Source organism: Pectobacterium jejuense (genome assembly GCF_026800125.1).
GTDB lineage: Bacteria > Pseudomonadota > Gammaproteobacteria > Enterobacterales > Enterobacteriaceae > Pectobacterium > Pectobacterium jejuense.
Genome location: NZ_JAPQKX010000003.1, coordinates 204092 through 227488, shown reverse-complemented (window position 1 = coordinate 227488; position 23397 = coordinate 204092). Strand labels below are relative to the sequence as shown.

At 51.2% G+C, this 23397-nt stretch carries 22 protein-coding genes; 4 read left to right on the top strand and 18 right to left on the bottom strand.

Translation table 11 applies throughout. The annotated features are described in order from the left end of the window. Both NXT09_RS07440 and NXT09_RS07435 read right to left on the bottom strand, forming a co-directional pair. The gene (locus tag NXT09_RS07440) at positions 1-288 is read right to left on the bottom strand and encodes a PTS sugar transporter subunit IIB (RefSeq protein WP_205551624.1); all 288 of its coding nucleotides are present in this window, start codon (positions 286-288) and stop codon (positions 1-3) included. Between the two features lie 22 nt (positions 289-310). Then, entirely contained in the window at positions 311-754 is a 444-nt protein-coding gene (locus NXT09_RS07435) for a PTS sugar transporter subunit IIA (protein WP_010286817.1), read from the bottom strand. Between the two features lie 303 nt (positions 755-1057). Here NXT09_RS07435 and NXT09_RS07430 point away from each other — a divergent pair, with 303 nt between their 5' ends. Further along, entirely contained in the window at positions 1058-2248 is a 1191-nt protein-coding gene (locus tag NXT09_RS07430; RefSeq protein ID WP_205551622.1) for a LacI family DNA-binding transcriptional regulator, read from the top strand. Between the two features lie 179 nt (positions 2249-2427). Here NXT09_RS07430 and NXT09_RS07425 read toward each other — a convergent pair whose 3' ends face one another. From NXT09_RS07425 to NXT09_RS07370, 12 genes are all read right to left on the bottom strand, one after another. After that, positions 2428-3465: a fatty acid desaturase gene (locus NXT09_RS07425; protein ID WP_268579299.1), complete on the bottom strand. Its 1038-nt coding sequence runs from the start codon at positions 3463-3465 to the stop codon at positions 2428-2430. Between the two features lie 42 nt (positions 3466-3507). Beyond that, positions 3508-5124, bottom strand: coding sequence for an acyl-CoA dehydrogenase family protein (locus NXT09_RS07420; RefSeq protein WP_268579298.1), 1617 nt, complete (start codon positions 5122-5124; stop codon positions 3508-3510). 369 nt (positions 5125-5493) lie between these two features. Continuing rightward, positions 5494-5820: a DMT family transporter gene (locus NXT09_RS07415; RefSeq protein ID WP_224073132.1), complete on the bottom strand. Its 327-nt coding sequence runs from the start codon at positions 5818-5820 to the stop codon at positions 5494-5496. Between the two features lie 17 nt (positions 5821-5837). Then, the gene (locus tag NXT09_RS07410; RefSeq protein WP_268579297.1) at positions 5838-6254 is read right to left on the bottom strand and encodes a DMT family transporter; all 417 of its coding nucleotides are present in this window, start codon (positions 6252-6254) and stop codon (positions 5838-5840) included. Between the two features lie 46 nt (positions 6255-6300). Beyond that, positions 6301-7251 (bottom strand): choline TMA-lyase-activating enzyme, encoded by a 951-nt coding sequence (gene cutD / locus NXT09_RS07405; protein WP_268579296.1) that lies wholly within the window; start codon positions 7249-7251, stop codon positions 6301-6303. Between the two features lie 89 nt (positions 7252-7340). Beyond that, positions 7341-9836 carry a choline trimethylamine-lyase gene (cutC, locus tag NXT09_RS07400; protein WP_306417464.1) on the bottom strand — a complete coding sequence of 832 codons (2496 nt, stop codon included), beginning with the start codon at positions 9834-9836 and terminating at the stop codon, positions 7341-7343. Positions 9837-10382: 546 nt separating this feature from the next. After that, complete coding sequence (locus NXT09_RS07395; RefSeq protein WP_240583746.1) at positions 10383-11072, bottom strand: SDR family NAD(P)-dependent oxidoreductase; 690 nt, start codon at positions 11070-11072, stop codon at positions 10383-10385. A gap of 65 nt (positions 11073-11137) precedes the next feature. Further along, complete coding sequence (locus NXT09_RS07390) at positions 11138-11605, bottom strand: NanQ anomerase/TabA/YiaL family protein (RefSeq protein WP_268579294.1); 468 nt, start codon at positions 11603-11605, stop codon at positions 11138-11140. A gap of 187 nt (positions 11606-11792) precedes the next feature. After that, positions 11793-12980 carry a sialidase family protein gene (locus NXT09_RS07385; protein ID WP_268579293.1) on the bottom strand — a complete coding sequence of 396 codons (1188 nt, stop codon included), beginning with the start codon at positions 12978-12980 and terminating at the stop codon, positions 11793-11795. A 3-nt stretch (positions 12981-12983) separates the two neighbouring features. Continuing rightward, positions 12984-14399 (bottom strand): sodium:solute symporter family protein, encoded by a 1416-nt coding sequence (locus NXT09_RS07380; RefSeq protein ID WP_205551605.1) that lies wholly within the window; start codon positions 14397-14399, stop codon positions 12984-12986. 38 nt (positions 14400-14437) lie between these two features. Then, positions 14438-15322, bottom strand: a complete 885-nt coding sequence (locus tag NXT09_RS07375; protein WP_039470120.1) for a dihydrodipicolinate synthase family protein — start codon at positions 15320-15322, stop codon at positions 14438-14440. Between the two features lie 68 nt (positions 15323-15390). Beyond that, positions 15391-16527, bottom strand: coding sequence for an iron-containing alcohol dehydrogenase (locus NXT09_RS07370; protein ID WP_268579292.1), 1137 nt, complete (start codon positions 16525-16527; stop codon positions 15391-15393). A 236-nt stretch (positions 16528-16763) separates the two neighbouring features. Between NXT09_RS07370 and dtnK the strand changes: the two genes are divergently transcribed. The 3 genes from dtnK (at position 16764) to NXT09_RS07355 (ending at position 20149) form a co-directional block, all read left to right on the top strand. Beyond that, positions 16764-18092: a D-threonate kinase gene (gene dtnK, locus NXT09_RS07365; RefSeq protein ID WP_268579291.1), complete on the top strand. Its 1329-nt coding sequence runs from the start codon at positions 16764-16766 to the stop codon at positions 18090-18092. Further along, complete coding sequence (locus NXT09_RS07360; protein WP_268579290.1) at positions 18085-19065, top strand: D-threonate 4-phosphate dehydrogenase; 981 nt, start codon at positions 18085-18087, stop codon at positions 19063-19065. The genes dtnK and NXT09_RS07360 overlap by 8 nt, the downstream gene beginning before the upstream one ends. Before the next feature lie 268 nt (positions 19066-19333). Further along, the gene (locus NXT09_RS07355) at positions 19334-20149 is read left to right on the top strand and encodes a DeoR/GlpR family DNA-binding transcription regulator (protein WP_240583742.1); all 816 of its coding nucleotides are present in this window, start codon (positions 19334-19336) and stop codon (positions 20147-20149) included. Positions 20150-20189: 40 nt separating this feature from the next. Here NXT09_RS07355 and NXT09_RS07350 read toward each other — a convergent pair whose 3' ends face one another. From NXT09_RS07350 to NXT09_RS07335, 4 genes are all read right to left on the bottom strand, one after another. Next, complete coding sequence (locus NXT09_RS07350) at positions 20190-20660, bottom strand: lipocalin-like domain-containing protein (RefSeq protein WP_268579289.1); 471 nt, start codon at positions 20658-20660, stop codon at positions 20190-20192. A 103-nt stretch (positions 20661-20763) separates the two neighbouring features. Further along, a complete protein-coding gene (locus NXT09_RS07345) occupies positions 20764-21642 on the bottom strand; it encodes a metal ABC transporter substrate-binding protein (protein WP_268579288.1) in 879 nt (292 codons plus the stop codon). Between the two features lie 40 nt (positions 21643-21682). Then, positions 21683-22537, bottom strand: a complete 855-nt coding sequence (locus NXT09_RS07340) for a metal ABC transporter permease (protein ID WP_205551590.1) — start codon at positions 22535-22537, stop codon at positions 21683-21685. Then, on the bottom strand, positions 22534-23244 hold the full coding sequence (locus tag NXT09_RS07335; protein WP_268579287.1) for a metal ABC transporter ATP-binding protein: 711 nt from the start codon (positions 23242-23244) through the stop codon (positions 22534-22536). Before NXT09_RS07335 ends, NXT09_RS07340 begins: the two co-directional genes overlap by 4 nt. Positions 23245-23397: the final 153 nt, after the last annotated feature.

Here is a 23397-nt window from a genome sequence, read left to right as displayed (position 1 = left end):
TTATAATGCGCCAAGTTCTGTCAGGGCGACCGACAGGCGCTCTTTCATCGCCACTTTATCGATCATGTTATTCAGGGACACGATTTTCCCCGCCACTGCCTGTGCGACGAGCTGATCGGCAATATCCTTTGTACCGACAAAGATGTCGCTGTCCGTGCCTTTCGCCGAACCTAAATCCACGTGATCCACGTCAGCAACTACGCCGAGTTCTTTAACGATGTTTTTAATGCTCATTTCCATCATCAGGCTGGTACCCAGGCCGTTACCGCATACGACTGTAATTTTCATAATGTGTGTCCTCTGGTGGCAATTAATAACGAGAAATAACGGAAAGCACCTGTTCGACTTCCGTCGCGTTAATTAACGCGGCGACGTCATCAGGCGTGTCGAACAACTGAGCGAGCTGTGAAATAATATCGATATGGCTATTGCTGTCCGTGGCGGCCAGAACAATCAATAAATGTACGGGATCGTTGCCTTCGGAATGGAAAACCACGCCGTCGCGAATCAGCGTCAGGCTGACGGCGAGTTGGTTCACGCCGTCTTCCGGGCGCGCATGCGGCATGGCAATTCCCGGGCCGACGACGTAGTAAGGACCGATGGCCTCATGAGAGCGGTAGATCGCCTCAACATAGGTGGGTTCAATCGAACCGTTATCCAGTAAAGGCTTACAGGACAAGGCGATAGCGTGACGCCAGTCATCACAGGCAGGTAAAATCTGAACAACGTCTGGTGTTAGTAAAGTGTTAAGCATTAGAGTCACCTCTGTATCATTCTGAACGCAGGATAGTGTGCCAGCTTCGAAAATAATGTGATTAACATCTAAAAAGATAGCGCTAACTGATATGGCTATCATTAACTGTGACCTGCTTAGCACAAGCGGGGCCATTATTTGTTCCCCCGTGTCGTCACAGGCACACTATGAACGGCGATAACACGGCGTGAATGAGTCGGGAAATCGGGGTGTTCGCCCTTCACGCTAGCCTGAAGGCAATGACGTAACAGGCTGTTATCGCGACCGTGCGATGAGAAAATGACGAATGGAGAGGAAGTGAGCATGCGTAAGCGTCGCAGTACCGGTAAGGTTACGCTACAGGATGTCGCCGACTACGCGGGCGTAGGGACGATGACGGTATCGCGCGTGATGCGCAAACCCGATCTGGTCTCTGAAAAGTTACGCAGCAAAGTGGAACTGGCCGCCAGAGCATTAGGCTATGAACCCAATCAAGAGGCCAGCCAGCTCACCGAGAGTACGAGTCGCGTGACGCTACAGGACATTGCGAGCCATGCTGGTGTCGGCGCGATGACGGTGTCCCGCGCGTTGCGGGAGCCAGGGCTGGTCTCCGATGCCACACAGAAGAAAATCAATGACGCGATAAAAACGCTGGGCTATGTACCGAATCAGGCCGCAGGCGCGCTGGCATCAGCCTATCAACCCGCTATCGCTGTGCTTTATCCTTTTCAGCAAGACCGCGCCAGCGTGCGTTTTGTGCAGGCGCTGCAACAGGCGGTGGGCAAACATAACGTTCCGTTAATCATGGGCTGCCATGAATATCGCCAGCATACCGAAGCGGGAATGGTCGAAAAACTCCTGCAGCAGCGGCCAGCGGCACTGGTGCTATTCAGCGCGCAACTCTCACAGCGAACCCGAGACATTATCCAGGCTAGTAACGTCATTACGGTGAACGTTTCCGGTGCTGACGCGCTGAGTGCGAACATCAATATTGATATTGCCCTTGCCGAAGCGGCAGAGCAACTGACGATGTCGTTGCTGGAAAAGGGGTATCGTCATGTGGCTTATATCGGCGCTCATACGGATAACCGTTTGCAAAAACAGCAGCTGAATGGCTGGAATAAAGCCATGCTGGCGCACTATCACAATGCGGATTTGAAAATTACGATCCCAGAAGCCCCCAGCCTGCAGTTTGGCCGCTATGCCATGACGGAACTGCTACAAAACCAGCCGGAGCTGGATGCGATTATCTGTAGCCATGAGGAGATTGCGCTGGGTGCACTCTTTGAATGCCAGCGCCGCCTGATGAAAGTCCCTTACGATCTGGCGATTGCCTGTCTGGATGGCTCTGAACAATGTGAACACACGTTCCCGGCGCTGACCGCTATGCGGCTTGATTATGAAAAGCTGGGTGCGGAGGTTGGGCGTCTGGTGCTCGCGATGATGGACAACGACGAGCATCCCCCCGTACAGGAAAAGGTGAAGTTTATCTTTGAACCGCGTGCCAGCAGCTAGCCGGAGAGGCGTGTTATGCTGCACGTTGCATCGCTATTGGGCAAAATGATCGTGTTTTTCCTGAAAAGAGACTCGCACTGAGTATCAACGGCCAAAACAGAGATTTCGGCCGTTGATATATTGCGATGGTTGGCAGCCACTATCCTATGCCACGCTTCAGAAAGTGCCGCCTTTCTTCATTATTGATTCTTGCTCCAGCGGTTTGCGCGACTGAAAGAACCGAAATCATTAAACCGAACGCCCATATCCCTCATGACTTTATGCGCCACGGGGGTTGATAGCTGCCTTATATAAAAGGGTTCATTCACGACAAAATGATGTATTGCATGTGTGCTGCCAAAGTTAAAACAGAAGAAATTAATGGGATAGAGCCACCAGGGGTTAAGAACCTGTGTTTCCTGAATGACATTTCCGCTTTCATTGTCACCATGGTAATGCAGATTTGACGAGATAAAATGTAAGCAGAATGACCATAGCATATTTGGGCCAACAATGATTACCACGGAGATATTAATAAAGTGAATGGTGCTCATCATGGTTTCAGACCAGATTACTGGGTTTTCTGTTAATATAAAATAAAGGTTTATGCCGTGAAAAATTAAAAAAGAATACCATATTACCGAGTAGATTACGGCAAAGGGGAAAAACGCTTTGACGGAGAATGAAAGCAGTTTCTTTTTCTCCAAAGGCGTTTTAGCATTATTCATCATAACAACGGCGGCGACAACTAAATCACTGAGCATTAAAATTCGCAGAAGCCCCCACTTTCTACCATTACCTAAAAACTTCTCTTCTACATCATGTTCAGATCCTGATACCTGATGGTGCAGTAGATGTACGTCACGCCTCATCCATGGACTGGCTGTGCTGGGACGCATTAGCCAGACTATGGTCATCATCATATGGTGTATAAAACGATTTTTTCTGAAATATAAATTGTGGATTAGGTCATGTTCAATTTCATGTGCAACAGAAATACATAGCGTATTGACTATCAGGCAAGCCCACCAGGGAAGATAGCCATAAAAATAGAATAAGGAACTGAGCACCATCACGACTGTGATTGCAGTTAAGGCACTAAATCCTAATAGATCCTGATGATTTAGAATAGGATATTTATTTCGCAGTTCCTTACCATGCTCAATAATGACTTTTCTGATTTGTTTTGACTTTGCGCTATCATCTCTATCTATCAGATTAGATATAGGTACATTCATGATGTATTTCTCCGGGAGGCAGGTGAAATGTTAATTGACTATTTATGACATCGCGTAAAGTTCTGAAGTAAACTCTTCTGTGTAATTAGGGGTAATGATTGGTGCGGTAATTAACTCAATTGGTGGAGTAAGTATCTTCATCAAATAATTTATCTTTTCTATCGTCGGGTTAATGACATTGAAAGATAGGGTGTCTGACATATACGGTGTAAAGCTATTGCTGAGATCTTGTAGCATATCACTATCTAAAATGCCTGTTTTTTGGATGTTTTGAATAATAAGGTCTAGTGCGTAGGTATAGGTAAGAGCCTGTGCTTCTGCATGGGTGAATCGGCGCTGATTGCAGGCAGTGACAACTTTCTTTTCTATTTCTTGTGCGATGTTTTCTGGTTTAATATCATGATTTTTAAATCTATTTAATCCAATCATATACTTGGCAATCTGATAAGACATGACGGAGTTATCACCGGCAAAGGTAATATTAGCCTCATAGTCAATCTGCATGGACATAATTTGGTTGTAGTGATGTAGACCCTGAGCCCCGCACATCGCCCGGCATTTGCGTAGGATTTCCAACCCGAGTGATGACCCTAAATATTTTCCGACTGCGACTAAAATCTGCAATTGTTTATGCGTGCTTTTATCTTCCCAATTTATTTTGAATTGCTCAATGATAACATTATTCAAAATGTGCAGAGAGAATGCCTTGAGTAACTCGGGGTATAATCGTTGACAAAATAATGGTTCCATAATTAAGGTTTGATATGTTGGCTTTAATGATGTGACTCGGTGTTCAGAAAATTTATAGGTAATATAAAGTGCGGCTGCTGCAGACAGGCTACCGCTGCTCAATGGAAAAATGCGTTCCTGCAAAAAGGTTTCAAACAGCGATGCGAAACGTTGGGATTTTGACGCCTGACTATAAAATACGCCATCGGAAGTAATTTCAGAATGACGCTGCATCATCGCCTCAAGGGGCAAACTGACCTGATTAAAGCGAAGGCCGGAGATTTGATATCCTTCCACACCGCCTTTGGGGTCGCAAGAAATAGCACTGATACCGGTAAGTAAACTCTCACCTTCTTTATCTCTCAGTGGTACTCGAAACCAATGAATGCCTTCATCACGATCGTTAACGATCAGTCTCGCCAATACCATGCCGACGGTAGCGGAATAAAGTGCATTTCCTATCCAGAATTTCGCAGAATCAGGGGTTGGGGAATCGAGTATCAGTCTGTGCTGTAGATGATCGTAAGTGACGGTCGTTTTTATATTGCGTAAATTAGTACCACAGGCTATTTCTGTGCAGCAAAAAGAATAGATACGATCTAAGTTAATTACCTCATCTCGATACTGTCTTATCTGACTGGGGCTGGATTGCGTAAATATTACATTTCCTGCAATGAGGTGTGCCGCAAGGGATATGCCTAATGATAAATCTAACGTGCCAAATAAAGCGACATTTTTACAGAGCTCATCAAACTGCGCTTGGTTTTCTTGCCCCAACCACATTTCGTTATTAATCAGTCCTTCTTGAAAAATAACCCGCATTCTTTTTACCGTTAACTCCATATAATCACGTGATGAAATATGATGCCTTACTCTTGGATCAAATAATTTCATTTCTATGATTTTATTAAATTTATCATTACAAGACATGCTCACCATCCGATAGAGTATTGGATATAGTATTAAATAAATATATGGGGTTTCTCAATTACAAGAGTTTTTCAGTATAGTTGTGACTTTGTTTTGTTCAAGGGGTAAATAATCATTCGTCGCTATTAAGTAGGGTGCATATTATTAATTTAATTGGGTTTGGTTTTTATTAATGAATGATTTCATAAGGATGGAGGGTTTTATTTTTTATTTTTGAATTTTTATTTTCATATTTTTATTAAATGTTATGCTACCTGCCGATAACGGTGGACGAGTGTAGTGGGGCCTGAATGGCCCCGTGATGTAGATACCATAGTGCTGGGCGGGACGATAAGTGCTCATGATGGAACGTAATGAAATCAATACCTTTTACATACTCGAATACATATTCATGATAATTCCCCCGCTGATAATTAATGCCATAGAGAATAGGGCCGGGAGATCGGGTTTTTGTTTATAAAGCAGCATCGAAATAAACGTCACGCCGACGATGCCAAAACCGCACCATAGGGAATAGGCAACCCCTACGGGTAAATAGCCCATTGCACGCGTTAACGAGAAGTAACAAAGGCAGTAAGCCAGAATCACGACAATGGAGGGGGCGCGTTTTTTGAATCCATCGGTTTTCTTTATCATCGATGTGCCGGTAATTTCTGAACCAATGGAAAGTGCCAGCCAGAGAAATCCGTTTAACATGATGGTCATCCTTATTTTTAATGAATGATTTTTGTGTTCAATGGCGGGTTTTTATCGCTGTCAGTTAGTATTTCGGGCTGTTCATCAGCGCCCATTTTAGAGAAAAGATTCATGATTGCTATGCCAGTGGCAATCACGCTCATACCAATGATGGCAGGAATATCAGGACGTTGGTCGTAAAAAATAATACTGAGCGTAGAAACTAATAAAATACCTGTACCGGACCAGGTTGCATAGGCTAACCCCACTGGAAGATGTTTTACGGCTTTTGACAGCGAATAATAGCAGACGCAGTACAGCAGAATAATAACCCCCAATAACGCTATTTTTGTTATCCCCTGACTATCATCAAACATTTTTAGCGTGGATGTGGCTGACGTTTCTGACAGGATAACTAATAACATCCAAAGCCATGATTGCTTTCTAATTGACATATATTGCTCCTGACTTATATTAAGAATACGCGATCCGGTTTTCTCTTTAATGACGAACCAGACGAATATCAAAATCAAATTCGTTAAAGAAAATCTCCAAACGATTTAACTCTTCTTCGTTGTAACTGGGATCCTCTTTTATTGGGTAAATCATGCCCAACCTTTCGTACTTTTTACGGCCTAACTGGTGGTAGGGCAGCACGTCGATGCGCCGTATACTGCCGCGCTGTGCCAGCGTCTGAACATAGTGAATGGCGTTGGTCACCGCATCGTACGAATCGTTATAGCCGCGAACGAGTGGCATACGAATGACGATATCGGCTCCCAGTCCGACCAGATGTTCCAGATTACGCCGTATGTTTTCATTCCCGATGCCAAACAGTGTCTTGTGCTGCTGGGTATCAATGTGCTTGATGTCAAAAAGGAATAAATCCGTTACGGCGGCTAATCTGCTGTAGTGGGATTTTAGGGTCGTGCCCTGTGTTTCTACTGCGGTGTGAATCATCATGCGCTTGCAGGCGGTGAGCAGTTCGACAGCGAAACTCGTTTGTAGGCTCATTTCCCCGCCGCTAAGCGTGACGCCACCACCAGAGGACATATAAAAAGGATGATCCTGCATGATAATTTCCATCAGCTCCGCAACCGTCATCTCTTTTCCCATGACGTCCAGCGCACCTGACGGGCATGCTGTTTCACACTTCCGGCAGCCCATGCAGTCCGCTGTGCGATCGAGATGATGGTGCCATTGACCCTTGCTGTCTGCCCGCATGCTGTGAATGCCTGTCGGGCAAACGTCCGCACATTTGCCGCAGTCTACGCATTTATCCTGAGAAATCATGATTTGATAGGCGCTGCTGATCCCTTCTGGATTCGCGCACCAGGGACAACGGATATTGCAGCCTTTCATAAAGATCAGCGTGCGGACGCCGTCTCCGTCGTAGATCGAATATTTCTGAATATTGAATATTCGCCCTGTGGTTTTCTGCGCAGGTTTCATTGTTATGCCTCCTTCTGTCACCGTAAGCTTCCTTGCTCGACAATATTCTGTGGATGTCTTTAGGCCCTGTGGCGATCAGAGCTTGTCGATCAGAACTTATCGATCATGGTGCGACTGATGATCTCATTCTGGACTTCCTTGCATAATTCAACGAAATAGGCGCTATAACCTGCGACGCGCACGATCAAATCACGGTATTGCTCCGGTGTTTGTTGGGCTTTTCTCAATATTTCATCGTCAACGTAGCTGAACTGCATTTGCCCATTACCCAGAATGGACGACGTTCTCAGCAGAGCGATCAATCCATTACGGCCTTCTGGGGTATCCAGCATGCCTTTAAGGAATTTGAAGTTATGCACCATGCCGATATTCATGCTTTCGACGTTCAACTTGCTGACGGATTTGATAGCGGCAGTTGGGCCTTGGGTATCCGCCCCTTGTGTCGGGCTGATACCATCGGAAAGCGGCATCCACGCCAGTCGGCCGTTAGCGCTGGCTGCCGTCAGTTCACCAATTGGCGTGTTGTTTGAGATCGACAATGTGCCGTGGCTAAACGTGGAGTAGAGCATCTTGTACTGACGGCACGCTTTTTCCGTCCATTCCGTGAGATCCCGCGCGAGCTGATCGACTGCGTTATCATCATTGCCATATTTCGGGGCATTCAGGCAGTCTCTTCTGAGTTCGTCATGGCCTGAAAAATTCGCCAACAGGCCATCACGTAGCTGTTCCAAGGTGTATTGACGGTCTTCATAAACGAGCTTGCGAATGGCTGCCATAGAATCAACGTAAGTCGCCAGTCCTGAGAAAATGAGCCCCGGCCCGTGATTGACGAGGGCGCCACCGGCAGCGACATCCCGCCCTTTTTCCATACAGCCTTCGACCAGCAGGGACATCAGCGGTTTAGGCGCCACATCACGATGCACGCGCTGGCTGATCACCGTGCCAATCGCGGACAGGCGGATAATGTGCGCAATCTGCGTTTTCACTGCGCGATCAAAAGCCTCGAAGGTATCCAGCGTACTCAATTCGCCAGTGTCCAGTCCCTGAACGCGATCAAACAGGATCATACGGCCGCGGTTTAAGACAAACTCAATAGCGATGGGCCACTGGGTGTAGCCCGTGGAGGTCCACTGATAAATGCGGCCTGATTTTTGCGGTTCAACGCAGCCCATCAGGCAGTAGTCGCGCGCATCTTCAAAATCGAAGCCTTTGCGCAGCATCATCTTGATATGGGAATCATCGAAGTGGCAGGCTGGAAAGCCCATCCCTGATTTAACGACGTCGACAATTTTTTCCAGATACGCCTGAGGAGATTGGTTATGAATACGGCAGGCCAGTGACGGTTGATACACCTTCACGAAGCGCACTGCATCCATGATCAGGTAAGTCAGGTCGTTACAAGCATCGCCTCCGCTACGCTTCTGCCCGCCGACCGTCAGGTTGATGAACGGTTGATAGCCTGCGAAATATTTCGCACCGCTTTCGCTGGACATCCACATCAGCTCCGCACATTTCAGAATGAACATCTGCATCATTTCCAGTGCCTGTTCGCGCGTCAGGCGACCGGATTGAATGTCGGCCTCATACATCGGGTAGCAGTATTGATCGACACGCCCCAGTGAAATCCCTGTCTGGTTCTCTTCCACTTCAAACAGCGACTCCAGCGTCCAGATGCTTTGCAGCGCTTCCTGCAACGTTTTGGGGGGATGAGCTGGCACGTTCTCGTTTACTTCTGCAACGGCCAGAAGTTCAGCTCGCCGTGAAGCGTCACCTTCCTGTGCCGCCAGTTCGCGTGCGCGTGCCGCGATGCGGCGCGCATAGGCCATGACGCCGTCGCAGGTTTCAATTGCGGCCTTATAAAAATAGATACGATCGATATCCTCCGGTTCTCTCCTATCAAGCTGAGCCAGATTTGCCTGTGCGTCGGTTTTGATGCCTTCCATACCTTTGGTGAACAGCAGCACATCGTAGCCGGGGCAAGTGTCGCCGCCGCCGTTGATCTGATGGTAAGAAAGATCGCTGACGAAGGTTTCTCCACTGAATGCCCAGACGCCCGCTTCACGGTATTGCGTCTCGCAAATTTCATCCAACGAGCGACCTTGCCAAAACGGGACTATCTCGTCACGGATGGTTTTTTTGTCTTCTTCTGAAATTTGAAAAGGATCCTGAGGGCGGGTGCTCATGGTGTCCAGTTCGTCACGTACCCAGCGCCAGGCAATATCGGGAGAGAACGCCCCCGCACGCGGTTTACCGCAGGGATGGCCTACGATCAGTTCCTCATCCTGAATCAGTATCGGTGCCGTTTCGCAGGCTTTACGAAAGGATTTGGCCCGTAACAGAATAGGCGGCAGGCCAGGATTGTGCTTTGCCACTTCGGTGAAGGCCAGTGCGCGATAAATAGAAATACTGGGACGTGCCTCTAAATAGCGGGCGCGAAGACGCTGCATGCGTGGCGTAAGGGTTTCTTGTTCTGCTATGCCAGATGATTTTTTTATGCCACTCGGCGTAATCATTTTTTCATTATTTAATAGGCTGTTATTAAACGGGAAATGATTTTTTTCTGGTGCTAACATGTCATTATCCATACGAAAATATCCTGTTGTTATTTGTCCGATTAAATCAAGAGCGATAGGGTGAGTTAAATATTTCATGTCTGAATGGTGTAATAGGCAGAAAATAGCGCCCTGAATGTCTTAATGACTATTCATGGTGGTGCTGTTTTTTTGGTTATTTGATTTTTTATGTATTTGTTTTATTTATAAATTGTTTGATTTTATTATTTTATCTCGCCAGTCAAGTTGGGTAAATTATTAGTAGTTGGCGAATCTTTTACATTTTCTGTTTTTATACGTTAAAGATAGTGTAGATGCTATTTATATAATGGTGGTTAATAATGGTGTTAATAAATTGATTGAGATCAACCCATTCTATTTTATTGGATGGTGTGTTTTTATTATTCTTTTGTTAATTATTTCGAATGGATGTGTTCATAGTAATGAAAGGGAATAATATCTCTCTACAATAGGCGAGTGACATGGGGACAAGAAGCGGAGAAATAATTCAGGCCAATCTCCGTTTAAGAATATTGGCCTGTAGTTATGTCGTTATGTCGTTATGGAAATCGTGATGGCTTACAGCGATGCACCGCCGCACATCACCAACTGCTGGCCGGTAATGGCTGCGGCAGACGGGGAGAGCAGATAGCCCACCAGATCGGCCACTTCCTGTGGCTGGATGAAGCGCCCAATCGGCGGCAGCTTCGGTGGAGAACTCTGGCGACCCGGCATCGTCAGCATCGGCGTTTCTGTTGCGCCTGGCGCGACGATGTTTACCGTAATGCCGCGCGGAGCCAGTTCCGCCGCCCAGCTTCTTGCCATGCCGATCATCGCGGATTTGGTGGTGACGTACTGGCTGCGTCCCGCGGAACCGCTCGACGTGCGGCTGCCCAGCAGCACAATTCGGCCACCCTGCGGCAGTTTATCGACCAGACGGTCAGCAAGCACCTGCGCCGCATTGATATGCAATCGCCATAGCATTTCACCGTCTTCCAGCGAAAGCTGACCGAGCGGGGCTGCTTTCATGATGCCAGCGGCATGGATGACGGCATCAACCTGCGTAATCTCGTCCAGAATGGCCGTCAGCGCGGGCGTATCCATGATATCCACCGCGCGGTGGGTAAAGTGTGGATGTGAATAGTCACCCGGCTTGCGTGACAGGCCGGTTACCCGCCAGCCTTCCGCCAGTAATTTTTGAGTGATGGCGGCACCGATCCCTGAGCTGCTACCGGTAATCAGGGCGTGTTTAGGGGCTGTCGCTGACATGAGATGTGTCTCCTTAATGCGGACTTAACGGCTTTGATGCAACCGTTCTGATGCAACCATTTTAATTACAACAACGTAACGGGGATTTTAAACACGACTTTTTTGACCGGAGCAGGGCTGTCGTTAATCGCACACAGCGCCTGATGAGCTTCGCCCGGATAGAAGGTGACGAAGTCGCCTGCCCGCAGGTGGATCTGATGCGGCACCTGTGGGTTATCTAGAATATAGAGATCCGGCTTACGTTCAGTTGCGGGCTGGCCGTGCACATCATTCAGACCGTAACCGATAATCTCCTCGCCTTCCAGAATCAGTTGAATATCGAGGTAGTTGCTGTGAAATTCGGTATGTCGTGTGGCGCGCGGCGCGGTGTTCACGGTGCCGATGTTGTAGAACCAGTCGGCCCCTTCCGGCTGGTAACGGCCTTCGGGCAGCGCGTTCAGTTCAGCTAACGACATGCCCGGTGCGGACAGAATAGCCCACAGCGCATCGGGCAGCGTGGCGAGTTTGAGGGCGTTTAGGTTTCCTGCAATCATAATAGTGTCCTGAAGATATACCCGTCATACTTCAAGTTGCATGTGCGTTGGCTTCATTCAGTCACCCGAATCACTTACTTGAGTAAGCTCATCGGGATTCCCTCACTTGCCGCCTTCCTGAAACTCGAATTATTTAGGGTATTGCGGGGGAGCGCCCCCCGCTGACAAAGAGAAAAAGCTGCGTGGTTTAGTTCGCTTTGACCCACTCCTCACTCACCACGACGTGCTTGATCGCCTGACGGAAGTAGGTGAACGCTACGTGGAGCTTACCGTCCTGCGCCTGCTTGACGCTGGGGTAAGAGAACTCGCGGTTCAGTTTTTCCGTGGAGTTATTGGTCATGCAGTAACCGTCGCCCACTTCGATATTGCGCTGCCACGGCCAGCTCTTGCCGCCGTCTTCCGAAATGGCGAGCGTCATCGGCGCGCGTGGAGCACCCCAGAAGGCGCTACGACCACCGGCTTGCACTTCCGGCATTTTGGCATTATTGGCTTTGTCTTCTTCATCCTCGATTTCATCGTACAGCGACAGACGGCGTTCGGTGGCATCGGCGGCGCTCATGTGGTTGAACACCAGCGCCAGATGGCCATTCTCCAGCGTCGTCACCTGAATGGACGAGTTGTTGTTCGGCAAATCGGTCGGTACGGGATCTGACCAGGTTTTACCGCCATCTGTTGAACGGCTTTGGTAGATGAAATCCGCCCAGCGGCTGCGGTACAGCGCCAGCAGCGTGCCGTCGTGTAACGGGGTGATGTTCATATGCACGCAGCCCGTACTGTTTGGCACTGGGTATTCCTGCCAGGTTTTCCCCTGATCGCTGGAAATTTTTACGGCGCTGTCATCATCGTTGCCGACCCATTTCTCACCCGGCTGAACGCGGCAGTAGAACACCGGCAGCAGCCAGTCGCCGTTTTTCAGTACGGTGATAGGCTGGCGGATGAAAGTGCCCGGCTGATCGAGCAGCGTGCCGATCTCGCCCCAGGTGGCACCAAAATCCGTAGACTGACGGTAGCGCACAATCGCGGTGTCCTGATTACCGGATTTCTGCGCGGTGTACAGCAGCCACAGCACGTTGTCCGGTGCGAGGAACAGAACCGGGTTCTGTTCAGAACGCGTGGAATCCTCAGACAGTTTAACGGCTTGACTCCAGCTATCGCTGCCTTTCACCAGACGGGACATGTAGATAGAGATATCCGCAATCCCTTCTTGGGTACCACCAAACCAGACGCACAGCACATCGCCGTTTGGCAGATGGAGCAGGTTGGCCGCATGATTCTGCGGGCATTCCGATGGAATGTAGGCATCCAGACGCGCGGCATCGCCTTCTGCGTGATGAATTTTTCCGCTACGTTCCACGGTAATGGTTTCGCTACTCATGACTCAGGCTCCCGATTTATTTTCAGTTTGAGAAATTTTGATTTTGGCCGCTTTGTTCGGAATCATGCGGTCGATCAGCATGACGATAGCAGGGGTAACCAACGCGACATACATGTTATCGATGCCGTACGGGTTGCCGAGAATATACCAAACAGAGGTGACGACGCAGGCTGATATCAAGCTGGCGTTGGCACCGCGTGCGCTGTTGAAAAACGGCAGGTAGAACGCAATCACCGCAACCACGGAAATCGACAGGCGAATGGCACGCGTAAAGAATGACAGCTTCAGGATCTCAGGGACGAACAGAACGAAGAGGAGCGGCGCGAAACCGACGACAAGCGACAGGATTCGGGTCATTTTCATCTCTTTTTCTGGCGTCGGTTTCCAGTAAGGAACGTAGAAGTCCTTAATCAACAGGGAGACGATAGCCAGTGCCACCATACTCACGCTAATGAAGATAGAGGCGACCAATGACGTGGTGACCAGACCGGCGAGCCACGGGTTCATGTCTTGCAGGAAGACTGGCATCGCGTACAGGCTGTTGATTTCAGGGTGGGCAAACTTCGCCGCAACACCGATGACCGCGATAGCCAGCGCAATCGGCATACAGAAGAAGAAGGCAACCCAGGTCGCACGTTTAGCGCTGGTGGCATCTTTCGTTGACGAAATGGCCTGAATCACGAACTGCGTACAGAAGATAGAACCGATAGTCCCGATCAGCCAGGCGAAGATGGTGCCAGCACCGAGTTTACCGTCCCACGTCCAGTAGTAATCCGGCATTTGTTCGATCATTGGCTTGAAGCCGCCCGTCATTTTCAACGCGACGAACAGAATGATCATGACGCCTGCGTATTTCACGGCGCTGTGGATCAGCGTGATGTAGGCCGTTCCTTTCAAGCCGCCGAAATAGTAGTAGAAAGTACTGACGACAGCAGTGATCAGCGCGGCGACAGGCAGGGAGACTTTCAACACCGTGGCGATGGCTGCCGCGCCGCTGACGTAGTTGCCTACGTTAACCAGCAACAGCGCATAGATCATGATGATCGAAATGATGTTCTTGGTGCTGGTACCGTATTTCTCGGCAATCGCGCCGGAGATGGTGATTTTCCCGGTGTTATAAATCTTCTTCACCAGAATCATACCAAACAGCGGGAAGCCGATGGCGGCGCCAATCACCGACCATGATGCGGCAAAGCCGTTCTCAAAGGCGGACTGTGCCGTACCGATGGTGGATTTGGCACCGATGAACTCGGTCATCAGCAGGATACCGACGATAAACGCCGGTAGCGCGCGTGAACCTTCCATGAACTCGGTGTTCGATTTACTGCGGAGCTTGTAGGTTAACCATGAGGTGAATGCGATATAAAACACAATCATCCCAACGATTATGAGGGTGTCAGTAAAGTTAAAATGGTTCATATCTTCTCGGCCTATAAGTGGAAATTGAAATTTCTCTGTTACTGCGAGAATTGACTAAGTATGTTGCGGATGTTGTCTTCATCCTGTGCGGAAAACTGGATCGGATAGCGACTGACGCCGACATCTTCGCCCATGATCGCTAGCGCTTTTTTCACCACAGCTGGTGAGAACGCGATGGCGTACAGTGTCTTACGCAACTCGGCAACCTGTTCTTGTGCCTGACGGGAGCCTTCGATGTCACCCGCGTTGAAGCGGTGCCAAATCTGGCTGATCGGTTCCGGTGCCACGTTAGCCAGCCCGGAAATACAGGCGGAGCAGCCGTCAACAAAGCCCTGGTGAATGAGCGAGTCTGGGCCATTCAATACGTTAAAGCCCTGTACACCTTTCACCGCTTGCACATAACCGCTCAGGCTTTCATAGCTGCCTGCGCTGTCTTTAATGCCGATGATGTTCGGGTGATCCGCCAGCGTGCGGACGGTTTCCGGCGCCAGCGTATTCCCCGTGCGTGCAGGAATGTTGTAGAGAAACACCGGCACAGTCAGCGCATCGGCGACGGCGGTGTAGTGGGCGATCAGTTCTTCCTGTTTGAGTGGGATGAAATAGGGGGTGATGACCGAAACGGCATCAACACCCAGCGCGGCGATGCGCTTGCCGAGCTTGATGGTTTCCCGCGTGGAGATTTCACCGATGTGGCCGACAACCGGCACTTTTCCGGCAACTTCATCAACGCAGGTTTCAGTGACGGCGACTTTCTCATCGGTGTGCAGCACGAAAAACTCACCGTTGGTGCCGTTACAAAAAATACCGTTGCCGTAGCGCATCTGGCGCTGAACCTGAAGACGCATAGCAGCGGGGTTAAATTCGCCCTGGTTATCAAACGGCGTGACGATGGCAGTTAGTACGCCGGTAATATTTTTACTCATTGTTCTTCCTCGTGACACGTAATCAAAAAGATGAAAAGTTAAAACCGTTCTACCTAAACCCGCGCGCTTTAAAACAGAGTCAGATAAACCTCACGGACGTCGTCGGCACTGACCTGTGTTGGCACGTTTTTCATCAGGCGCTGAACCTGTAACGCGGCATCAACCAGATACGGCAGGTGGTCTTTTTCCACGCCGAGCTGCTGTAAGGTGTTAGGCAGGTTGAGTCGTTTAACCAATTCGCTGAAGTAGGTCACCAGCGCCTGCGCTTTTTCCGCGGTACTGAGCGTCAGATCGGCATCCGGCAGCAGGTCATACGCCTGTGCGAATTTCTCCTGTGCGGCGTCCTGCACGAAACGCATGCAAGGGGCGAGCAGGATGGCGTTCGCTACGCCGTGCGGGATGTGGTACTTGCCGCCCAGCGGGTAAGACATGGCGTGAACCAGATGCGTACCGGAGTGGGCAATGGCGGCACCGCCGTAATAGGACGCCCACAGAATGTTCAGCTTGGCTTCCATGTTGTTCGGCTCGCGCACGGAGGTTTCGAGGTTGGCAAACAGCTTTTTCAGGCCAATCAGTGCGTAGTTGTCGCTGACCGGGTTGGCAATCGTTGAGGTGAAGCACTCAATCAGGTGGCAGAGCGCATCAATACCGGTTGAAGCGGCGATATGTGACGGCATGCTGATGGTCAGCTCCGGCACCAGCGCAACGTAGTCCGGCAGCATCACTGGCGTAATAATGCCGACTTTAGTTTCTTTTTCCGGGATCGCCAGAATGGCATTCGGGGTGGCTTCTGAGCCGGTTCCTGCGGTGGTCGGGATAAGCAGGGATGTCGTGCGGCGAGTCGGTTTCTCTCCTGCCAGCAGGCTATCCAGCGTGACGGTTTCATCGCCCGCGCACAGTACGGAAAGCAGTTTGGCGACGTCCAGAACGCTGCCGCCGCCCACGCCGATGACCAGATCGGTCTGGATTTGATTAAGTTGGCTCAGTATCTGCGCAACATCGTGCTGGCTTGGTTCGGCAGGAACATGATCAACCAACAGAACCTGCGGAACGGCTTGCTTAACTTGTGCGATCAGCGCCTGAACGTCAGGCAGCCCGACGATGTTTTTGTCGGTGACAAATAAAACGTGCTGTTTCCCTGCCAACAGGTGACTAATGTCCTGAAGTACCCGGTAACCGCTGAGGATAGTGCTATTGATGTTCATGCTTATTACCTTGCCTTTTCTCTTTCGCCAGAGCGTTATCGCTATGATGATAATGGTTGCGATGGTGATTACTTTCAGTCAAATGACGTGGTTCTCATCACGCCGAAACGCCATTTGCCACATCGTGGTGATAATTTATAGGTGAAATTCCTTTTAAATAATTTGATATTGCTCACATATAATCAAATGTGATTCAATATAATCATTATCAGGTAATCATGAACCGGGGATGAAGTATGTCAAACGTGCAGCAATCAGCAGAACAGGTATTAGTAGTCGCTGATGACTTTACGGGTGCCAATGATGCGGGCGTCGGTCTGGCGCAGCATGGTGCGCGGGTTAGCGTCGTATTTGACGTTAATAAACTGCATGCAGATTTACTGGGTGATGCGGTGGTGATCAACACCGATAGCCGTGCGGCGCGTGATGACGTGGCGTCTCAACGCACCGCTGAAGCGGTTGCAGCCTGGCAGGCAGCCGGTGGACAAGGCTGGATTATCAAGAAAATTGACTCGACGCTGCGCGGGAATGTGGGGGCGGAAATCGCCGCCGCGCTGTCTGCGGCAGACGTGCCCGTCGCGCTGATTGCTGCGGCGTCGCCGACGCTGGGACGTGTGACCCACAAAGGTGAAGTTTGGGTGAATGGTCGTCTGCTTACCGACACGGAATTTGCCAGCGATCCCAAAACGCCAGTCACCTCTGCTTCTATCGCTGCCCGTCTGGCAGAGCAAACCGCTTTACCGGTGGCGGAAATACACCTTGATGACGTCCGTCAGGCCCATTTAGCCCAGCGTTTGCAGCAGTTGGCGGACGAAGGTGTACGTCTGATTATTCTTGATACGGACGTGCAGGACGATCTGACACATATCGTTGATGCCGCCAGAACGTTGCCGTTTCGCCCCTTGCTGGTCGGCTCGGCGGGCCTGAGCGAAGCGCTGGCGAATGCGCAGAATTTTACGCGTAAGACAGAAAAGCCGCTGCTGGCTGTCGTCGGCTCGATGAGCGATATCGCTCAAAAACAGATTGCGGCCGTCAGGCTGCGCAGCGATGTCACGCTGGTTGAGATCGATATCAACGCACTCTTTTCAGCTGAGTCATCCGCCGTCATGGCATCCCAGTGTGAGGATGCGGTGAAGGCGCTGATGAACGGCAATCACTGCATTATTCGTACCTGTCATAACGAAAATCAGCGCTTTGAGATCGACGCGCGGTGCCAGCAGCTTGGGCTTAGCCGACAGCAGCTTGGCGAAACGATCAGCCACTATCTGGGGGAACTTACGCGCAATATTGTTCAGGCGCTAGACAGCCTGACTGCGGACAGCGCTAACCGGCGTCTGCCGAGCGGACTGTATTTATCCGGTGGTGACATTGCGATTGCTGTGGCAACCGCACTGGGCGCGACCGGCTTTCAGATTAAGGGGCAAATCGCATCCTGTGTGCCCTGGGGATACCTGCTGAACAGCGTTGTCGGCACGACCCCTGTGATGACTAAAGCGGGGGGTTTTGGCAACGAAACTACTTTGCTCGACGTTTTACGTTTTATTGAGGAGAAGGTCAGTGAGTAAAATTATTGCGGTAACGATGGGTGATCCGGCAGGGATTGGACCGGAAATTATTATCAAGTCTCTGGCCGAAGGCGAGCTTTCCGGCGCATCCGCTGTGGTGGTGGGCTGTGTACAGACGATGCAACGTATTCTGGCGTTGAATATCGTGCCAGCCGTAGAGCTGAAAATCATTGATAAGCCGGCTGACGCGGTCTTCGCGCCGGGCGTCATCAACATGATTGATGAGCCGCTGGAAGATCCTCAAGCGCTGAAGCCTGGCGTTGTTCAGTCGCAGGCGGGCGATTTGGCTTATCGCTGCATCAAGAAAGCGACCGAGCTGGCGATGGCGGGTGAAGTCCATGCGATTGCCACCGCGCCGCTGAATAAAGAAGCGCTGCACTCGGCGGGCCACCTCTATCCGGGCCACACCGAACTGCTGGCGAAGCTGACCAACAGCCGCGACTATGCGATGGTGCTGTATACCGATAAGTTGAAGGTGATCCATGTTTCAACGCACATCGCGCTGCGTAAATTCCTGGATACGCTGAACCGCGATCGCGTGGAAACGGTGATCGACATGGCGGATGTCTTCCTCAAGCGCGTCGGTTTTACTCATCCGCGTATCGCCGTTGCCGGGGTTAACCCGCATGCGGGTGAGAATGGTCTGTTTGGTGACGAAGAGATCACCATCGTGTCGCCATCGGTTGAAGCGATGAAGGCCAAAGGTATTGATGTTTATGGCCCATGCCCGCCGGATACCGTCTATCTACAGGCGTATGAAGGCCAGTACGACATGGTAGTGGCGATGTATCACGATCAGGGACACATTCCGCTTAAGCTGCTGGGCTTCTATGATGGGGTGAATATCACCGCCGGATTGCCGTTTATTCGCACCTCTGCTGACCACGGCACGGCGTTTGATATTGCCTGGACGGGGAAAGCGAAGTCAGAAAGTATGGCGATCTCTATCCAGCTCGCCATGCAACTGGCCTGATTTTCGGTAACCCATCACGGTTGATAGCACGGTTTTTTAAGCTACAGTGCACATTGCAGGATATCTTCCTTCCCGTGTTCGAGAAGGTTTCTGGTATCCTGCAATCAAGAACCAACAACATAAAATAACTTTATACCCCAAATAATTCGAGTTGCAGGAAGGCGGCAAGCGAAGGAATCCCGATGAGCTTACTCAGGTAAGTGATTCGGGTGAGTGAGCGCAGCCAACGCACAAGCAGCTTGAAGTATTACGGGTATATGACAGCAAGATGGATATCGCCGTGGATCCTACATTAACTGATGCTTTCCGCATGAGCGGGGATAAAGTAAAAGGGCAGAGCCGTCTTGATCAGATTATGGATTACCTGAAAAGCCATAATCTGGTGACGGTAGATGAACTGGTGTCCGTGATCGACGCTTCCCCAGCGACGATCCGTCGTGATTTGATCAAACTGGATGAGCAGGGCGTGATTAGCCGCAGTCATGGCGGCGTGACGCTCAATCGTTTTATTCCTTCCCAGCCGACCACGAATGAGAAGCTACATCGTAGCCTTCAAGAGAAGCAGGCGATAGCCCGCTATGCCGCGACGCTGGTAAAACCGGGCAGCGCGGTGGTGCTGGATGCGGGAACGACCATGCTGGAGCTGGCGCGTCACCTGACGCATCTGCCGCTGCGCGTGATTACCGCCGATTTGCAAATTGCGCTGTTCCTGTCTGAGTTCAAGCAGATCGAAGTGACGATTATCGGTGGGCGTATTGATGACAGCAGCCAGTCCTGTATTGGTGAACACGGTCGTCGTCTGTTGCGCAGTATTTATCCCGATATCGCGTTTATCAGCTGCAACTCGTGGAGTCTGGATAAAGGTGTCACCACGCCAACGGAAGAGAAAGCGGGCGTAAAACAAGATCTCGGCGCGAATGCCAGCCGCCGGATACTGCTGGCCGATAGCAGCAAATACGGCGCGTATTCGCTGTTCTGCGTGACGCCACTGTCGGAACTGACCGATATCATCACCGACAGCGCGTTAGCACCCGAGGCGCAAACGGAACTAAAAGGCAAAACGTTCAATCTGACGCTGGTGTAAGCCGGGTTTGTGCCTGACGCCTTGTGCCTGACGCTTTGTGTCAGGCCGACTGCCGCCGCCAGTTGAGTTCGGGTTTATGCACCACGCCGTTGAACGTCATCGAGTCCGTTGTTAAACAGAGACGCGTGTCGTTTTCACTGAGCTGCGCGTAGCGCAGCTGGCTGGAACCAATCCAGTTCGGAATGAGGCAATAATCCAGATAGTGCGTGACGGTCTGCGCTTCGTCATCGGTTTCATAACGGCCTGCGTAGGCGAAGTAGGTGGCGGCGGCCTGTATCAGCTGTTGCTCTGAGCCACCTGTCATGGTGCCCGTATCGTAGGGAAGTCTATCGCTGCCCATGATTTGCACCGTCATCCAGTTATCGTCGGTATACTGGATATAGCCGGTCGCCCCTTTCCCCATCATGTCAACCACGCTGCCGTCACCCAGTACATCAATGAAGGATTCCAGAAACCATAGCCCGCGAAGTTTCTGACGTAACCCGTTGTTATTGAAAGATTGCGATGTCATAGGAACTCCTTGGAAATAGCGTATGGGTTAAGTGTAGTGAATCTTTTCCAGAGGGCGGCAGAGAGGGTTCCTGCCAGCGATGTCACACTGGCAGGAATGAGGCTTACTTCATGCTGGCGGCGAGGGTATCGACGTTGTGTTTAAACGCGGCCGTGTAGGTTGCCGCGGGGCCGGAGGCATCGGTCAGGGCTTCCGGGTACAGCTCACCGCCGGGCTGTGCGCCGCTGGCATCGGCGATTTGCTTCACCAGACGTCCATCGGTCTGGTTTTCAATGAAGTAGCTTTTCACCTTCTCTTGCTTGATTTGCTTAATCAGCGAGGCCACTTTTTTGCTGCTGGCTTCCGATTCGGTAGAGTAGCCTACTGGCGACAGGAACTTCACGCCGTAGGCCTGGCCGAAATAGCCGAACGCGTCATGGCTGGTCAGCACTTTACGTTTTTCTGGCGGAATGGTGGCGAACGTTTGCTTCGCGTAGCTATCCAGCCCCTGTAGCTGTTTGATGTAGGCTTCACCCTGCTGGCGATAGTAATCGGCATTCGTTGGATCGGCTTTCACCAGCGCGTTGACGATGTTGTGCGCGTAGACCACGCCGTTGCTCATGCTGTTCCAGGCATGCGGATCGGTTTCCGTTTTGCCGTCTTCTACCATGGTGCGGGTTTCAATTCCGTTTGAGGCCGTGATGACGTCGCCACGGTAGCCAGAGGCGGTGACCAGCCGATCGATCCATCCTTCCAGCCCCAGCCCGTTAACGAAAACCAGATCGGCTTTAGCCAGCGTTTTGCTGTCTTTCGGAGAAGGCTCAAACTCATGCGGATCGCCATTGTGCTTCACCAGATCGGTGACGATAACGCGATCGCCACCGATATGGCTGACCATATCGCCCAGCACGGAAAAGCTGGCGACAACCTCAAGGTTCTTTGCCATCGCCAGTGGGCTAAGCAGCAGGCCGGATAACGCAATAGCTAACAGTGAACGTTTCATTTTTCCCTCACAGACAGTTGCAGATAACAAGATTCATCGGTCACCGACGCAGGCGTAACAGCCCACCGTTGTGACCAACGCAGACCGAGAAACAGAAAAACAGCGTAATCGTCAGAATGATGGCGGGCCCGGCGGGCAGCTCGGCATAGTAGGACCACAGCAGCCCGATCAGGCTGGCGAGCATCCCTTGTAGCACCGCAATGCCGAGCATCACGGGCAGGCGCTGCGTCCAGAACCGTGCGCTAGCGGCAGGCAGCATCATCATGCCGACCGTCATCAGCGTGCCTAACAGCTGGAATCCCGCGACCAGATTCAGTACCACCAGCGACAGAAACAGCCCGTGGATCAACGCCCGATAGCGCCCTGAGCTGATGCGCAGGAAGGTCACGTCAAACGATTCAATCACCAGTGCCCGATAGATCACTGCCAGCACCAGCAAAGAGGTCGATCCGATCAGCGCAATGTCGATCAGCGCTGCGCGATCTACCGCGAGGATCGATCCGAACAGCACATGCAGCAGATCGACGCTGGAGCCGCGCAGGGACACCAGCGTGACGCCGAGCGCTAGCGAGCCGAGATAAAAGCCGGCAAAACTGGCGTCCTCTTTTAATTCCGTGTGGCGGGTGACGAAGCCGGAGAGCATGGCGACGGCCAGCCCGGCGATAAAGCCGCCGATTCCCATCGCCAGCAGCGACATCCCGGAGATGAGGTAGCCGATGGCGACGCCGGGTAAGACCGCGTGTGACAGCGCATCGCCAATCAGGCTCATACGCCGTAGCAGCAGGAAACAGCCCAGCGGCGCGGCGCTCAGCGTGATGACCAGACAGCCGACCAGCGCACGGCGCATAAAACCGAATTCGGCAAAAGGAGAAGTGATCAGGTGAAATAACATCATGACGTGACGATCCTGAGCGTTGGCGTATCGCTGTCGGCCTTGCGCAGGCTATGTAATATGGGCTGAGCCTCACCCCAGCGATGGCCGTCCGGGGCGAGATGCAAAATGTTGGGGAAGTGCTGACCGACCAGTTCCAGATCGTGCAAAACGGCCAGAATGGTTCTGCCTTCGGCGTGAAGCTGCTCGACTGTCTGTAAAAGCGCCTGCGTGGTTTGGCTATCGATGCCGGTAAAAGGCTCATCCAGCAGAATGATGGGAGCCTGTGTCAGCAGCAGCCGCGCGAAGAGCACGCGCTGTAATTGTCCACCGGACAGGACGCCAATATGCCGATCGGCGAAATCCGTCATGGAGACGGCATCGAGCGCGTCAGTCGCTTTGCGATGCCAGTTGGCGTTGATACTCCTAAGCAACCCGCGATGAGGCAGCGACCCCATAAGCACCAGATCGCGCACGCTGATAGGGAACTGTCGATCGAATTCGGAGAGCTGTGGCAAATAGCCGATAGCATTATCTTTGCAGCCGTTACCGAGACTGAACGAACCAGAAAGCGGCGGCAACAGACCCGCCAGCGTTTTCAGCAATGTGGATTTTCCGCAGCCGTTTGCGCCAATAATCGCCGTCAGCGAACCTTGATGAAAGCACCCGCTGAGCGTCGCGAGCGGTGGTTGATTACGATAGCCAAAGGCCAGTTCCTGTAGGGCAATCATGGCAACACCACCGCCCACCCCACCAATAGCCACAACGGTACTAACAGCAGGGAAACCAGTAACACGCGCTTCAGCGCGGAGAGGGAGTAAAAACTTGTCATTATCATCGGTAAAACTTTAAATTGTTATATTATAACATACCGATTTTTATCG

Excerpts from the sequence above, each read along its gene's own strand:
- NXT09_RS07440 (WP_205551624.1), bottom strand. The coding sequence starts at position 288 with ATGAAAATTACAGTCGTATGCGGTAACGGCCTGGGTACCAGCCTGATG.
- NXT09_RS07435 (WP_010286817.1), bottom strand. The coding sequence starts at position 754 with ATGCTTAACACTTTACTAACACCAGACGTTGTTCAGATTTTACCTGCC.
- NXT09_RS07430 (WP_205551622.1), top strand. The coding sequence starts at position 1,058 with ATGCGTAAGCGTCGCAGTACCGGTAAGGTTACGCTACAGGATGTCGCC.
- NXT09_RS07425 (WP_268579299.1), bottom strand. The coding sequence starts at position 3,465 with ATGAATGTACCTATATCTAATCTGATAGATAGAGATGATAGCGCAAAG.
- NXT09_RS07420 (WP_268579298.1), bottom strand. The coding sequence starts at position 5,124 with ATGTCTTGTAATGATAAATTTAATAAAATCATAGAAATGAAATTATTT.
- NXT09_RS07415 (WP_224073132.1), bottom strand. The coding sequence starts at position 5,820 with ATGTTAAACGGATTTCTCTGGCTGGCACTTTCCATTGGTTCAGAAATT.
- NXT09_RS07410 (WP_268579297.1), bottom strand. The coding sequence starts at position 6,254 with ATGTCAATTAGAAAGCAATCATGGCTTTGGATGTTATTAGTTATCCTG.
- cutD (WP_268579296.1), bottom strand. The coding sequence starts at position 7,251 with ATGAAACCTGCGCAGAAAACCACAGGGCGAATATTCAATATTCAGAAA.
- cutC (WP_306417464.1), bottom strand. The coding sequence starts at position 9,836 with ATGGATAATGACATGTTAGCACCAGAAAAAAATCATTTCCCGTTTAAT.
- NXT09_RS07395 (WP_240583746.1), bottom strand. The coding sequence starts at position 11,072 with ATGTCAGCGACAGCCCCTAAACACGCCCTGATTACCGGTAGCAGCTCA.
- NXT09_RS07390 (WP_268579294.1), bottom strand. The coding sequence starts at position 11,605 with ATGATTGCAGGAAACCTAAACGCCCTCAAACTCGCCACGCTGCCCGAT.
- NXT09_RS07385 (WP_268579293.1), bottom strand. The coding sequence starts at position 12,980 with ATGAGTAGCGAAACCATTACCGTGGAACGTAGCGGAAAAATTCATCAC.
- NXT09_RS07380 (WP_205551605.1), bottom strand. The coding sequence starts at position 14,399 with ATGAACCATTTTAACTTTACTGACACCCTCATAATCGTTGGGATGATT.
- NXT09_RS07375 (WP_039470120.1), bottom strand. The coding sequence starts at position 15,322 with ATGAGTAAAAATATTACCGGCGTACTAACTGCCATCGTCACGCCGTTT.
- NXT09_RS07370 (WP_268579292.1), bottom strand. The coding sequence starts at position 16,527 with ATGAACATCAATAGCACTATCCTCAGCGGTTACCGGGTACTTCAGGAC.
- dtnK (WP_268579291.1), top strand. The coding sequence starts at position 16,764 with ATGTCAAACGTGCAGCAATCAGCAGAACAGGTATTAGTAGTCGCTGAT.
- NXT09_RS07355 (WP_240583742.1), top strand. The coding sequence starts at position 19,334 with ATGGATATCGCCGTGGATCCTACATTAACTGATGCTTTCCGCATGAGC.
- NXT09_RS07350 (WP_268579289.1), bottom strand. The coding sequence starts at position 20,660 with ATGACATCGCAATCTTTCAATAACAACGGGTTACGTCAGAAACTTCGC.
- NXT09_RS07345 (WP_268579288.1), bottom strand. The coding sequence starts at position 21,642 with ATGAAACGTTCACTGTTAGCTATTGCGTTATCCGGCCTGCTGCTTAGC.
- NXT09_RS07340 (WP_205551590.1), bottom strand. The coding sequence starts at position 22,537 with ATGATGTTATTTCACCTGATCACTTCTCCTTTTGCCGAATTCGGTTTT.
- NXT09_RS07335 (WP_268579287.1), bottom strand. The coding sequence starts at position 23,244 with ATGATTGCCCTACAGGAACTGGCCTTTGGCTATCGTAATCAACCACCG.